Below are 15,889 nucleotides of genomic sequence, written 5' to 3' on the forward strand. Positions count from 1 at the left end.
CGGGATCCGGCCTATCTGAACCGGTTGCTGACGGAGCGGGCGGTGACGACGTTGCATGTGGTGCCGTCGATGCTCGAAGCATTGATGGTCGACGCCGACGGAGTGCTGGCCCCCTCGCTGCGCCACATCCTCGCCATCGGCGAAGCGCTGCCGCCGGCGACCGCCCAGCGGTTCCTGACCCACAACCGGGCGCGGCTCGTGAACCTGTACGGTCCGACCGAGGCCGCGGTGTCCGTCACCGCCGGTGATGTCACCGACACCTCCGGTGCGTCGGTGCCGATCGGTGTGCCCGAGTGGAACACCCGTGTCTACGTGCTCGACGAGCGTCTGCATCCGGTTCCGGCCGGTGTCGCCGGTGAGTTGTATCTGGCCGGTGCGCAGCTCGCGCGCGGGTATTTCGGGCGTGCGGATCTGAGTGCGGAGCGGTTCGTCGCGTCGCCGTTCGGTGACGGGGAGCGGTTGTACCGTACGGGCGATCTGGTGCGGTGGACCCGTGACGGGCAGTTGGATTACCTGTCGCGCACGGACTTCCAGGTGAAGGTGCGTGGTTTCCGGATCGAGCTCGGTGAGATCGAGTCCGCCCTGCGCGCGATGGATGCGCTGCGTGATGTCGCGGTGATCGCCCGGGAGGACGAGCGGGTCGGCACGCAGCTGGTCGCCTACGTCGTGCCCGCGGACGGTGCGCAGGCGGACATCGAGTCGATAAGATCCGCCCTCGGTGCTCGAGTGCCGTCGTACATGGTGCCGTCGGCGTTCGTGACGCTCGATGCGTTGCCGCTGAACGTCAACGGGAAGCTCGACCGCAGGGCCCTGCCCGAACCGGTCTTCGAGACCCGCGAGTTCCGTGCCCCGAGCACACCGATCGAGGAGATCGTGGCCGGCGTGTTCGCCGACGTCCTCGGCCTCAGCCGAGTGGGCGTCGACGACGACTTCTTCGAACTCGGCGGCAACTCGCTGCTCGCCACCCAGGTCGTCTCGCGGATCGGCGCGGCGCTCGACACCCGCGTCCCCGTTCGCGTGCTGTTCGAGGCCCCCAGCGTCGCGGCGCTCGCCGTCGCGGCCGAGCAGCACACGGGTGCGGCGGCACGTCCGGCGCTGGTGCCGCAGCCGCGGCCCGACCGTGTGCCGTTGTCGCTCGCGCAGCAGCGCATGTGGTTCCTCAACCGCTTCGACACCGAATCGTCGGTCGACAACATCCCGGTCGCGGTGCGCCTGAGCGGTGCACTCGACCTCGGTGCGCTGCAGGCGGCGGTCCAGGACCTGCTGGCCCGGCACGAGGTGCTCCGCACCATCTACCCCGAGATCGACGGACAGCCCTACCAGCTGATCCTCCCCGTCTCGCAGGCCGCGCCCGACATCGACGTCGAACCGGCCACCGAGGACGACCTGCTGCACAAGGTGACCGGGGTCGTCTCCCGCGGGTTCGACGTCACCACCGAGATCCCGCTGCGCGCACGACTGTTCGAGCTCTCCGAGCGCGATCACGTGCTCGTCTTCGTCGTCCACCACATCAGCGCCGACGGCTGGTCCATCTCGCCGCTGACCCGCGACGTGATGACGGCGTACATGTCCCGCGCCGAGGGTGAAGCCCCCGGCTGGGCGCCGCTGCCGGTGCAGTACGCCGACTTCGCGATCTGGCAGCGTGCGGTCCTCGGCGGAGAGGACGATGCCGAGAGCCTGCTCGCTGCGCAGGCCGAGTACTGGAAGCGCACGCTCGCGGGTCTGCCCGACGAGCTGAATCTCCCCATGGACCGGCCGCGTCCTTCGATCCAGTCCTTCACCGGCGGCAAGATCGAGTTCGTCCTCGGCGCGGACCTGCACCGCGGCCTCGCGGCACTCGCACGCTCCACGGGCACCACGATGTTCATGGTGATGCACACCGCGCTCGCGGTGTTCCTGTCGAGGATCTCCGACAGCGACGACATCGCGATCGGCACGCCCATCGCCGGTCGTGGCGAATCGGAGGTCGACGACCTGGTCGGCATGTTCGTCAACACGCTCGTCCTGCGCACCCGGGTGGACGCGGGCAAGAGCTTCTCGGACCTCCTCTCGCGCGTGCGGGAGGGCGACCTCGAGGCGTTCGCCCACGCCGACATCCCCTTCGAGCGGCTCGTGGAGATCCTCAACCCCGAGCGGTCGACGGCACGCCACCCGCTGTTCCAGGTGGCACTGTCGTTCGAGAACCTGCCCGAGACGGCGCTGGAACTGCCCGAACTCACGGTGTCCGGAGTGCCCTTCGAGGTCGACACCGTCAAGTTCGACCTGTCGCTGACCCTCCGCGAGCATCGCGGCGGATCGGATGTCCCCGCCGGAATCTCGGCTGAATTCTCCTACGCGAGTGCGTTGTTCGACCGCTCGACGATCGAAGGATTCGCTCGACGGTTCGAGATGCTCGTCGCGGGAGTACTGGGCGATCCGCACCTGCCGGTCGGAGATCTACCGCTTCTCGACACAGACGAGTTCGACCGGCTCACGCACGTCCACGGCGACCGCGTCAGTGCAGGTGGAAGCCTCAGCGACATCCTCACTTCGGGCGTCGCGCGGGCCCCCGAGGCCGTCGCGGTGCGGTACGAGGGCCGGTCGGTCACCTACCGGGAACTCGACGAGACCTCGTCGCGCCTGGCCCGCATGCTCATCGAGCGAGGGGTCGGACCGGAGGACATCGTCGCCGTCGCGTACCCGCGTTCGTACGAGATGGTGCTGAGCGTGTGGGCGATCGCGAAGGCCGGTGCCGCCCACCTGCCGGTCGATCCGAACTACCCGATCGACCGCGTGCGCTACATGCTCGCGGATTCCGGTGCGGCCATGGGTATCACCGGGTCCGAATATCGCGAGGCGATGCCGGACGACTCCGACTGGGTCGTGCTCGACGCGCCGGAGACGGCCGCGGAACTGGACGCGCGGTCCGGTGCACCGGTCACCGACGCCGACCGCGTGCGGCCGATCCGGCTCGAACACCCGGCCTATGTGATCTACACGTCGGGTTCGACGGGTAGGCCCAAGGGCGTCGTGGTCACCCACACCGGTCTCGGTGGCGTCGTCGACACCGCCGTGGACCTCTACCACCTGCGTGCCGGCCACCGGTTCCTGCACATCTGCTCGCCGAGCTTCGACCCGTCGGTGCTCGAGTGGATGGCTGCATTCTCGAGCGGTGCGACGCTGGTGATCGTGCCGGGCCGGATCATCGGCGGCCCGGATCTTGCGGAACTGCTGCAGACCGAACAGGTGACCCACACGATCATCACGCCCGCAGTGCTGGGCACGATGGATCCTGCCGGTATCGACAGCCTCGAGGTGGTGTCGGTGGGCGGCGACGTCACCACACCCGAACTGCTCGGTCGCTGGGCGCCGGGACGGAAGTACTTCAACGGTTACGGCCCCACCGAGACCACGATCATCTCGTCGTTCGCCCGCCTGCAACCGGGCCGGCCGATCACGATCGGCAACCCGACCCACGGTGTATCCGCGCTCGTCCTCGATGCCCGGCTGAACCCGGTGCCCGAGGGTGTCGCAGGCGAGCTCTACATGGCAGGTGGCGCGCTCGCGCGGGGTTACCACGGGCGCACCGCCCTGACCGCCGAGCGGTTCGTCGCCAATCCCTACAGCAGCGACGGCTCGCGCATGTACCGCACGGGCGACGTGGTTCGCTGGCGTTCGCTCGAGGGCGGTCCCGTCGAGCTCGAATTCGTCGGCCGCAGCGACTTCCAGGTCAAGGTCCGCGGTTTCCGTATCGAGCTCGGCGAGATCGACGCGGCTCTCGCCGGACACGACAGTGTGGATTTCGCGGCTACTCTCGGCCGGACCACCGGTTCCGGCGCCACCGTGCTGGTGTCGTACGTGCTGCCGGTGCGGGGCCGAACGGTCGACACGGTGGAGTTGACCGAGTTCGTGGCACGGTCGTTGCCGCCGCACATGGTGCCGTCGGCCATCGTGGTGCTCGACGAGGTGCCGCTCACGCCGGTGGGCAAGCTCGATCGCGATGCGCTGCCGGAACCGGTGATCGAGGAGCGTGAGTACCGGGCCGCCGAGGGTGAGGTCGAGCAGATCATCTCCGAGGTGTTCGCGGAGGTTCTGCATCTGGACAAGGTGAGCGTCGACGAGTCGTTCTTCGCGCTCGGCGGCGACAGCATCGTGTCGATCCAGTTGGTGTCGCGGGCGAAGGCGCGCGGTGTGGTGTTCACCCCCCGGGACGTCTTCGAGCGTCGGTCGGTCGCCGGTCTCGCCGAGGTCGCGACGCGCTCCGAGGGCGGGACGACACTGCGTCCGGCCGAGCTTCCCGGTGGCGGTGTCGGCGAGGTTCCGCTGACGCCGATCATGCACGAGGTCCTGTCGTGGCCCGGTGGTTTCGATCGGTTCTCGCAGATCGTCGCCGTGACATTGCCGCGCGGGATCGATCAGGACGTGCTCGTTCGTACGATCGGTGCCGTCGTCGATCACCACGACGCCCTGCGTTCGATCCTCGAGCGCGGAACCGATGGGGAGCATGTCCTACGCGTTCGCGCCGCGGGAAGTGTCGATCCGGTGTCGATTCTCGAACGGGTCGAGCTACCCGCCGGAATCAGCGACGCAGATCTGACCGTCGTTGCGGAACGCGAGATCGACGCGGCGCTGGGCCGGCTCGATCCTGCCAGCGGTTCGGTCCTCCGGTTCGTGTGGTTCGATTTCGGCGGTGAGCGTGCGGGCATCCTCGCGGTCGTCGCCCACCATCTGGTCGTGGACGGCGTCTCGTGGCGCATCCTGCTGCCGGACCTCGGCCTGGCCTGGGGGCAGATCGTCTCCGGCCAGGAAGTGTCGCTCGACGCCGTGGGCACGTCCCTGCGGCGATGGGCGCACGGTCTCGTGGCTGCGGCCTCGGAGCGCCGGGCGGAACTTCCTCTGTGGGAGCGCATTCTGGAGGGCCCGGACCCGGCTCTGGGCTCACGTCCGTTCGATCCTGCCGTCGACACCGTCTCCACCGTCCGACGGATCGAGCTGTCTCTCCCGGCGTCCGAAACCGATGCTCTGCTGACGTCGGTGCCGACATTGTTCCGCGGTGGTGTCGCCGACGGCCTGATGGCTGCGCTCGGCCTGGCACTCGTGCGGTGGCGACGCGATCGAGGCATCGAATCGTCTTCGGCACTGGTCGAATTCGAAGGTCACGGACGGGAGGAGTCCGTCCTGCCGGGAGCGGACCTGTCGAGGACGGTCGGGTGGTTCACCAGTGCGTACCCGGTCCGGGTCGACCTGACCGGAGTGGACGTGGACGAGGCGTTCGCCGGTGGCGCTGCGATCGGATCGGCCGTGAAGGCGGTCAAGGAACAGCTCCTGGCCATCCCGGACAAGGGCATGGGATTCGGCCTGCTGCGCTATCTGGATCCGGAATCGTCGGCGCGGTTGGCGTCGATCGCCCGAGTGCCGCAGGTGAGCTTCAACTATCTGGGCCGGATGTCGTCGGCGGACGTACCGGAGGGTCTCGCGGAGATCGGCTGGGCACCGACCTCCGCGCTCGGCGAGCTGGATGTTGCTCAGGACGCCGACATGCCCGCCAACGCGAGCGTCGATATCAATGCGATCGTCTCGGACGGCGACGGCGGACCCCAGCTCGGCGCGAGCATCGCCTTCCCGTCGGGGTTGCTGGATTCCGACGACGTGGACGAGCTTGCTCAGCATTGGTCGCAGGCGCTGAGCGCACTCGCACAGTACGCGGCATCACCGGATGCGGGTGGCCTGACACCGTCCGACCTGCTGCTCGCCGGTCTGGAACAGAGCGAGATCGAGGAGTGGGAGCAGCGCTACCCGGCGCTCTCGGACGTGTGGCCGCTGTCGCCGCTGCAGGCGGGTCTGCTGTTCCACGCGTCGATGGTGACCGAGGAGCACGTCGACGTCTACACCATGCAGGCCGTGCTGGACCTCGAGGGTGAGGTGGATCCGGCGCGCCTGCGTGCGGCCGGACAAGCACTGCTGGACCGATACCCGAATCTCAGGACCGCTTTCGTCACGGACGCGGAGGGACGGTCCCTGCAACTGGTGCTCGACGACGTCGAGCTTCCCTGGCGAGAACTCGATTCGAGCGACACCGAGGACGAGCGACGGATGGCCGCGGTCGCATCGGCATTGGCGGACGAGCAGTCCCGCCGCTTCGACATGGAGTCGGCACCGCTCATTCGGTTCCTGCTCGTGAGATCCGGAACGAACCGGTACCACCTCGGAGTCACGACCCATCACATCCTTCTCGACGGCTGGTCGATGCCGCTGCTCATGCAGGATCTGATGGCCCTGTACGTGCTCCGCGGTGATCCCACGGCACTGCCGCGCGCGCGCTCCTACCGCAGTTTCCTCGCGTGGCTCGCCGAGCAGGACAGGACGGTTTCGCTCGACGCGTGGGCCACCGCGCTCGAAGGGCTCGGAGATCCGACCGCCATCGCTCCGGTTCAGCGCGACCCCGGGAACGACACGATCTCCACGGTCCGCGTCCTGCTCGACACCGAGCGCACCGCCCGGTTGACCGCCCTCGCGGCCGATCTCGGCGTAACCGTGAACACCCTCGTGCAGGCTGCCTGGGGCGTAGTGCTCGGCCGCATCACCGGCAGCTCGGACGTCGTGTTCGGCGCGACCGTGTCGGGTCGTCCCGCCGACCTGCCCGGCGTCGAGTCGATGGTGGGTCTGTTCATCAACACACTGCCGGTGCGCGTGAGGACGAACCGGCACGAATCCGTGTCGCAGATGCTCCGACGTCTGCAGGCGGAGCAGGCGGGATTGCTCGATCACCACTATGTCGGCCTGTCCGACATCGAACAGCGCATCGGCACGCCGATCGGATTCGACTCCCTGCTGGTGTTCGAGTCGTACCCGATCGATCGGGACGCGCTGTCCGACGCTGCGGGCTCGATCGACGGCATGACGATCACGGGCGTCGGAGTGAAGGACGCCACGCATTATCCGATAACGCTGCTCACCGTCGCCGACAACGAGATCGAGCTGACCTTCAAATACCTGGAGCGGTTCTTCGACGAGGCCGAGGTCGTTCACCTCTCCCGGCGATTCGTGCGTGTGCTGGAGGCGTTCGTCGAGGATTCCGACACGGCGGTCGCCGACATCGAACTCGTCGAGGCCGACGAACTCGCGCGTATCGTGGCCGAATCCGGGCCCTCCGCGGTGGTGGCCGGTACGGGAGCGGGCACCCTCGCCACCGTGCTCGCGGAAGTGGTCGAAGTGGACCCCTCGGCGCCCGCACTCGCCGTGCCCGCCGAACCCGAGGCCGACGGGCAGGGTGTGGAGATCTCGTACCGCGAACTCGACGAACGGTCTTCCCGCCTGGCCCGCATGCTCATCGATCGCGGGCTGGGAACAGGCGATGCTGTCGCCGTCTCGATGCCACGATCGGTGGACTCGGTGGTCGCGCAGTGGGCGGTGGCCAAGACCGGCGCGGCACTCGTGATGGTCGACCCGGCTCGCCACGGCGAAGAGCTGCCGGCGGGAGCCGCGGTGGGTCTGACCCTCTCGAAGGCGGCAGGATCCCTGTCGGGCGACTGGATCGTCGTGGACGACGAGAAGGTGCAGACGGACCTGTCGGCTCTCTCGGCCGCTCCTGTGACGTACTCGGACCGGCTGCGTCCGGTGGAACCGTCGGACGCGGCGGCGGTCATCGGGTCGCGGACGTTCACGAACGCCGAACTTCTCGAGCGGATCGACGAGCTCCGCGAGAGGTACGAGCTGACCTACGAGTCGCGGAGCGCCGCCCTGGGCAGCGTCGACGTCGAATCGGTGGCCCTCGAGCCGCTGACCGTGACCGCGACGGGTGCGGTCGTCGTGGTCGTACCCGAGAAGACGGTGTCGGGGGCCTCCCTGGACGGTGTGCTCTACAACGAGTGGGTCACGCACGTCCACCTGCCGGAAGCCTCGCTGCGCACGCTCGAGCCGGGCAGTCTCGAGGATCTCGCGGTGGTCGTCGTGGTCGACGAGGTGCCCCAGGATCTGCTCGACGAATGGGGCGCGGCGCACCGGGTGCACCGGCTCTCCGATCCGGACTGACCGCAGGCGGGGCCGTCCTCGGACGGCCCCGCCGATGCGCGAGGTGGGACCCCGGAGGTACCGCCCGGTAACGTCGAGGGCGACTCGGGAGATGAACCAGAGAGGTTACTGTCGAGTAAGGTCACGCGATTCGGGTGGATGACTATGCTTGCTCGGTTCGCAGGCGCGACCACTGGTATCGAAAGCGAAGGGTGTGGGCTTTTTCATGCGTTCACGACACGACGGCAGCGCGGACGGAGCCACTCCGGTGAACGCATCGCGATCGAGTGACGCGGACTCGCACGTATCTCCGGCCGATCGCGCTCGTGCCCGGGCGTCGCGTCCCGAACGAGCTCCCCGCTCCGAACGTGCTCCCCGCCCCGAGCGCGCCGCGCGTTCCGAGCGTGCTGCCCGCCCGGAGCGGCGTGGGCGTGGTCGTCGTGGTGTGTTGTTGCCGCAGTTGTTGGTGTCGGCGGTGGAGTCGGCCGGTGATGCGGTGGCGGTGGTGGAGGGTTCTCGGTCGTTGTCGTATCGGGAGCTCGATGCGGTGTCGTCGCGGTGGGCGCGGTGGTTGATCGGTCGTGGGGTGGGGCCGGGGGATGCGGTGGTGGTGGCGGTGCCGCGGTCGCTCGAGTCGGTGGTGGTGTTGTGGGCGGTGGCGAAGTCGGGGGCGACGTTCGTGCCGGTGGATCCGGGTTATCCGGCCGAGCGGGTGCAGTTCATGGTGGCCGATTCGGGTGCGGTGGTGGCGTTGACGGTGTCGTCGGTGTCGTCGGTGGTGGCCGGGGCGGCGGGGTCGGTGCCGGTGGTGGCGGTCGATGAGGTGTCGGTGGCGGCGCAGGTGCGGGGGTTGTCGTCGCGGCCGATCTCGTATGCGGATCGGGTGCGGTCGCTCGAGCCGTCGGATGCGGCGTGGATGATCTATACCTCGGGGTCGACGGGGCGGCCGAAGGGTGTGGTGGTCTCGCATGCCGGTGTCGGTGGGGTGATCGCGGCCGAGCGTGAGCATTTCGGGGTCGATTCCTCGTCGCGGGTGTTGCATGTGTGTTCGCCGAGTTTCGATGTGTCGTTGCTCGAGTTGGGGGTGGGGTTCTCGGCGGGGGCGACGGTGGTGGTGGCGCCGGCGGGGGTCGGTGGTGGTCCGGATCTGGCGGATGTGATTGCCGCGCAGTCGGTGTCGCATGTGTTCATGACGCCGGGTGCGTTGGGGTCGATGGATCCTGCCGGGTTGGATGCTCTGCGTGTGGTGGTGGTGGCGGGGGAGTCGTTCACTCCGGATCTGGTGCGGCGGTGGTCGGTGCCGGGTCGGCGGCGGTTCTTCAATGCTTATGGTCCGACGGAGACGACGATTCTGGCGACGTCGTCGGCGGAGTTGGTGCCCGATGCGCCGGTGGTGATCGGGTCGGCGATCGCGGGGGTGGGGGCGTTCGTGCTCGATGAGCGGTTGCGTCCGGTGCCCGAGGGTGTGGTCGGTGAGTTGTATGTGGCCGGGGCGCAGGTGGCGCGGGGTTATCACGGTCGGTTCGGGTTGACCGCGGCGCGGTTCGTGGCCGATCCGTTCACCCCGGGTGGTCGGATGTACCGGACGGGGGATCTGGTGCGTCGGGGTGGCGATGGGGTGTTCGAGTATGTGGGGCGCAGTGATTTCCAGGTCAAGATCCGGGGGTTCCGGATCGAGTTGGGGGAGATCGATGCGGTGTTGTCGGCGGTGCCGGGGGTCGGGTTCGCGGTGACGGTGGGGGTGGTGTCGGCGTCGGGGGAGTCGGTGTTGGTGTCGTATGTGGTGCCCGAGGCGGGGGCGGTGCTCGATCCGGTGCGGGTGCGGGCGTCGGTGGGGGAGGTGTTGCCGGGGTTCATGGTGCCGTCGTCGGTGACGGTGCTCGACGAGGTGCCGCTGACGCCGGTGGGGAAGGTGGATCGGGCGGCGTTGCCGGCGCCGGTGTTCGAGGTGGCCGAGTATCGGGCGCCGCGGTCGGTGGTCGAGGTGGCCGTGGCCGAGGAGGTGGCGCAGGTTCTGGGGGTCGAGCGGGTCGGGTTGGACGATTCGTTCGTCGATCTGGGGGGTAATTCGTTGGCGGCGACGCGGTTGGTGGCGCGGTTGTCGGCGCGGTTGGGGTATCGGGTGGCGGTGCCGGTGGTGTTCGAGACGTCGTCGGTGCAGGAGTTGGCGGCTCGTCTGGGTACCGAGACCGCCGGTGCCGGTGCCGGTGGCGGTGCCGGGACTGTGGTGTTGTCGGCGTGGGAGCGTCCGGAGCGGGTGCCGTTGTCGTTGGCGCAGCAACGCATGTGGTTCCTCAACCGTCTCGAACCGCACTCCGCCGTGAACAACATCCCCGTGGCCATTCGCCTTTCGGGGCGACTGGACACCGACGCGCTGCAGGCGGCGGTCTCCGACGTGGTGGAACGCCACGAATCGCTCCGCACCGTCTACCCCGAGATCGACGGTGTCGGCCATCAGCAGGTGCTGCCCGCCGCGGAGGCGATCGTCGAAGTCCGCCCCGAGAGCATCGACTCCGACGAGGTCGCGACCCGGGTCGCCGAAGCAGTCACCACCGGCTTCGATGTGACACAGCAGGTTCCGATCCGGGTGCGCCTGTTCTCCGTGGCCCCGGACGAGCACGTGCTCGTCGTCGTGGTGCACCACATCTCCGCCGACGGCTACTCGATGGGACCGCTGACCCGCGACGTGGTGACGGCCTATGCCGCGCGTGTCGCGGGCGGGGAACCCGGATGGGCACCGCTCGAGGTGCAGTACGCGGACTACACGCTGTGGCAGCGCGAGATCCTCGGCGACGAGTCCGATCCCGAGTCGCTCATGGCGCGGGAGGTGGACTTCTGGAAGCGGACCCTGGCGGATCTGCCGGAAGAAGTGACGCTGCCGTTCGATCGTCCCCGGCCGGCCGTCGCGAGCCATCGGGGTGCCTCGCACCGCCTCACTCTCGGGGAGCGAGTCCGCGCAGCGATCGCCGATCTCGCCCGTCGCAGCGGTGCAACGGAATTCATGGTCGTCCATGCCGCACTCGCCGTGCTCCTCGCCCGGCTCGGCGGCAACGAGGACATCACGATCGGCACTCCCGTCGCCGGCCGTGGCGACGCGGCGCTCGACGACCTGGTGGGCATGTTCGTCAACACCCTGGTGCTGCGCACACCCGTCGAATCCGATGCGTCCTTCGGAGACTTCCTCGACTCGGTGCGCACGGCCGACCTCGAGGCGTTCACCCACGCCGACGTGCCGTTCGAGCGGCTCGTCGAGGTGCTCGACCCGTCGCGTTCCCTTGCACGCCACCCGCTCTTCCAGGTGATGCTCACCTTCCAGAACATGCCGGTCTCGCAGCTGGAACTGCCCGAGCTGACCGTGTCCGGTATCGATTTCGACACACAGGTCGCCAAGTTCGACCTGCAGGTGACCGTCGCGGATGTCGTCGACGCCGCCGGCGATCCCTCCGGCCTCGTGGTGGAATTCGACTACGCCACCGAACTGTTCGACCCGCAGACCGTCGCCGCTGTCGCAGAACGATTCTCGCGGATCCTCGAGGCGGTCACCACCGATCCGCGCATCGCGATCGGTGACGTGCCGCTCGTCACCGACGGCGAGCTCGACCGCATCCTCACCGAGTGGAACACGCTCGGCGAGTCCGTCCCGGTCGTCGAACCGGCCACGCTGACTGCACGTTTCGACACGGCCACCCGTGCCCACGCCGCGAACGCCGCGGTGACCCACGGGGAGACGACCCTCACGTACGCCGAGCTCGGTGCCCGCGCGAACCGGATCGCACGTCGGCTCGCCGCCGCGGGGGTCGGACCCGGCACTCTCGTCGCGGTGGCCCTGCCGCGGACCGAGGACCTCGTGGTCGCCCTCACCGCGGTCGTGCTCTCCGGCGGCGCCTACCTGCCGATCGACACCGCACATCCGCAGGATCGTGTGCGGTACATCCTCGACCAGGCCCGGCCCCGCGTGATCCTCACCTCCGATGCGCTCGGAGACGAGCCCGGAGCAGAGGCGTTGCGCGACAGCGGAATCGAGATGCTGGACGTCGTCGCCGCGCAGAACGACGACTCGGTCTCCACCGATCCGCTCACCGCCGCCGACCGGATCGCATCGCCGCAGCCGGACGATCTGGCGTACGTCATCTTCACCTCCGGTTCGACCGGTCGCCCCAAGGGCGTCGCCGTCACGCACCGGAACGTGCTGACCCTCTTCGCCAACGCCGAACCCCGTTTCGGCTTCGGCCCGGACGACGTGTGGACGCTGTTCCACTCCTACGCCTTCGACTTCTCGGTGTGGGAGCTGTGGGGGCCGCTGCTCCACGGTGGTCGTCTGGTCGTCGTCGACTACCTGACTTCACGATCGCCGGAACTGTTCGTCGAACTCGTACGGCGCGAAGGAGTCACGGTTCTCAACCAGACGCCGTCGGCGTTCCACCAGTTCGACGAGGCCGAGCGGATGCTCGCGTCGTCCGCTTCGGTCGACGCCGGGCCGCTCGCGCTGCGGTACGTGATCTTCGGGGGCGAGGCGCTCGACCCCGGCCGGCTGACGGCATGGTTCGAACGCCATCCCGTGCGGCCGCAACTCGTCAACATGTACGGCATCACCGAGACCACGGTGCACGTGTCCTTCCATGTCGTGGAACCGACGGAAGCGCGACCGGGCGTTCCGAGCGCGATCGGACGGTCGCTGCCGGGTCTGGACGTCCGGATCCTCGACGAGCGGCTGCACCCGGTTCCCGCCGGCGTGGCCGGCGACGTCTACGTCTCCGGCGATCAGCTCGCCCGCGGCTATCTCGGACGCCCCGAGCTCACGGCGGCCCGTTTCGTCGCCGACCCCTTCGGCTCCGGACGTCTCTACCGGACGGGCGACGTCGCCCGGTGGAACGCCGACGGCATCATCGAGTACGCCGGCCGGAGCGACTCGCAGGTGCAGCTCCGCGGCTTCCGCATCGAGCTCGGGGAGGTCGAGGCAGCGCTGCTGCGCGCTTCCGGCGTCGCCCACGCTGTGGCAGTGGTGCGCGACGACGGCATCGGCGAACGTCTGGTCGGATACGTCGTACCGCGGGCCGGCGACAGCATCGAGCCCGCCGCCGTCCGTCGGGCTGCCGCCGAGTTCCTCACCGGATACATGGTGCCCGACGTGGTGACGGTCCTCGAAGAGCTGCCGTTGACGGTCAACGGCAAGCTCGACCGGCGCGCACTGCCGGCACCGCAGGTGACCGCGGACGGTGGCGACCACCGCGAGCCGGTCACGGAGTCCGAGATTGCCGTCGCGGCCGTCTGGTCCGATGTCCTGGGGCTCGAGCGCGTGGGTGCCGACGACTCCTTCTTCGATCTCGGAGGCAACTCGCTCGTGGCGACGCGGGTGATCGCCCGGATCAACGAGGCACTCGGATCCTCCCTGGCCATTCGTGAGTTGTTCGAGGAACCGACGGTGGCGGGCCTCGCAGCCCGGATCGACGGCGGTTCGACCGCCGCAGCCGTGCCCGAACTGCGGGCACGGCCCCGTCCCGAGCGCATTCCGCTCTCGCTCGCACAACAGCGGATGTGGGTGCTCAATCAGCTCGACCCCGGTTCGTCCACCTACAACATCCCCCTGGCGATCCGGCTGCGCGGAAACCTCGACACCGAGGCACTCGCAGCTTCCGTGCGCGATGTGATCGAGCGCCACGAGACGCTGCGTACCGTCTACCCGCACGACGATCAGGGTCCGTACCAGCGGATCCGGTCCGTCGACGCGGTCGAGGAACTGACGGTCGTCACCGCGGGTACCGAGGGAGAGGCGTTCGAGGCGGTCGTGGAGGTCGCGTCGCAGGGCTTCGATGTCTCCACAGACGTACCCGTGCGGGGCCGGTTGGTCTCGCTCACGCCGGACGACCACGTCCTCGTGCTCGTCGTGCACCACATCTCGGCGGACGGTGCGTCGCTCGCACCGCTCGCCCGCGACCTCGTGTCGGCGTACATCGGGCGCATCTCCGGCAGCTCCGTCGAGCTCCCTCCGCTCGAGGTGCAGTATGCGGACTTCGCGCTGTGGCAGCAGGACGTGTTCGGGGACGCCGACGATCCGGCATCGCCTGCGGGGAAGCAGCTCGACTACTGGCGTGAACGCCTGGCAGGGGTGCCGGACCTGCTGGACCTTCCCGCCGACCGGCCGCGACCCGCACAGACCAGCACCCGCGGTGCCACGACCATGATCGATGTGTCCGCGGACACCCGTGCTCGTCTCGACCTTCTCGCCTCGGAACATCGTGCCTCGCTGTTCATGGTGGTGCATGCCGCTCTCGCGGTGTTGCTGTCGAGACTGAGCAGTTCGCGCGACGTCGTGATCGGGACGGCAGTGGCCGGGCGCGGTGCTCGGGCACTCGACGACGTGGTCGGCATGTTCGTCAACACGCTGGCACTGCGCAGCGACGTCGACCCGGCTACGGCGTTCGACGCCCTGCTCGACACGGTCCGAGCCGGCGACCTCGAAGCCTTCGCGAATGCGGACGTGCCGTTCGAGCGTGTCGTGGACGAACTGGGGATCGCTCGTTCGAGCTCCCGGCATCCGGTCTTCCAGACGGTGCTGTCCTTCCAGAACCTCGACCCCGTGCGTATGGAACTGCCGGAGCTGACCGTCGAAGCGCTCGACACGGGAGAGCTCTCCGCCAAGTTCGATCTGCAGGTCACGGTGGAGCCTCGGGAGGACTCCGCGAGCGGGCCGGGTGGGATGGCCGTTGCCTTCACCTACGCGACCGATCTGTTCGACGCGGACACCGTGGAGGCCTACGCGCGTCGTTTCGTGGCGGTGCTCGACGCGGTGGCCGCCGATCCCGCCGCGGTGGTCGGGGACATCGATATCCGGACCGCTGACGAGGTCGCCGTGGTCACCGGTGCCCCTCGCGCCGTGCCGGAGTCGTCCTCTCAGGTCCCCGATACGACGATCGCCCAGGAACTGCGCGTTGTGGTCGAATCGGATCCCGACGCTCCTGCCGTCGTGTTCGGCGAGACCGAGTCGACCTTCGCGGAGGTCGAGAAACGATCCTCTCGGTGGGCGCGGCATCTGATCTCGCTCGGTGCGGGTCCGGGCGAGACCGTCGCCGTCGACGTCCCCGCCGGAATCGACCTGGTGACCGCCATCTGGGCAACCGTGAAGACGGGGGCCGCGATCGCGGCGGGGACGTCCTCCGAGGCTCGTTGGATTCTCACGACCTCACAGCGCACCGCCGACGGCTCGGCGGTTCTGCTTCCGATGGACGACCCGGAACTGGTGTCGAGGGTGTCGGCGCAATCGGAGCGCCCCGTCGCCTACACCGAGCGCAGGTCCGTCCTCCGTGCCGGGGACCCTGCGCTGAGGCTGCCGCAGGGCGACCTCACTCAGGGACGTGCGGTGGCTGCTCTTCGCCGCGATCGCACCGAGTTCGGTCTCACCTACGATGCTCGGATCCTGGTGTCGGGGCGGGCGGCAGACCCCTGGTCGGTATATGCGGTGCTCGCTGCCGCACTGGCCGGTGCTGTCGTGATCGTTCCCGAAAACCGTGACGATCTCGCCCGTGCTGCGGAAGAGGAATGGGTGACACACGCATTCGTTCCCGGTGATGCGGTGGCCGACCTCGTCGGCTGTGCGGATCTCGAGTTCGTCTCGGTCACGGACGGGGTCGGGACGGCGGCTTCCGAATCGGTCGACGCCACCATCTGCGCGAGAACTCACCCGTGGTCGTCCGGTTCATGATCGACTTCTCGGGGTGACACTCCGGACGGATTGTGAGCTGTGACGAACACGAGCGCCCGACGGTCCTCCCGGTCGGGCGTGCAGGACACGTGACCGAACGGTAACTTTACCGTGACCGGGGCCGTCGGGGTGCTCCGACGGGGAGGAGTTGTCACGTGGCCGAGGCGGGGTCCGAACGAGGAATCGACAGGTTCGGAGGAG

Annotated in this window: 2 protein-coding genes; both read left to right on the forward strand. The window is 68.7% G+C overall.

Translation table 11 applies throughout. From position 1 onward, the window contains the following. On the forward strand, positions 1–8,010 hold an 8,010-nt coding region (locus tag PV766_RS07960), incomplete at its 5' end, for an amino acid adenylation domain-containing protein (RefSeq protein ID WP_421096829.1). 205 nt (positions 8,011–8,215) lie between these two features. Next, the gene (locus tag PV766_RS07965; protein WP_421096830.1) at positions 8,216–15,688 is read left to right on the forward strand and encodes an amino acid adenylation domain-containing protein; all 7,473 of its coding nucleotides are present in this window, start codon (positions 8,216–8,218) and stop codon (positions 15,686–15,688) included. Positions 15,689–15,889: the final 201 nt, after the last annotated feature.

The organism is Rhodococcus sp. As11, from assembly GCF_048957735.1.
GTDB classification, from domain to species: Bacteria; Actinomycetota; Actinomycetes; order Mycobacteriales; family Mycobacteriaceae; genus Rhodococcus; species Rhodococcus gordoniae.

Bases quoted from the DNA above. Each gene is read 5' to 3' on its own strand.
- PV766_RS07965 (WP_421096830.1), top strand. From the start codon at position 8,216: ATGCGTTCACGACACGACGGCAGCGCGGACGGAGCCACTCCGGTGAAC.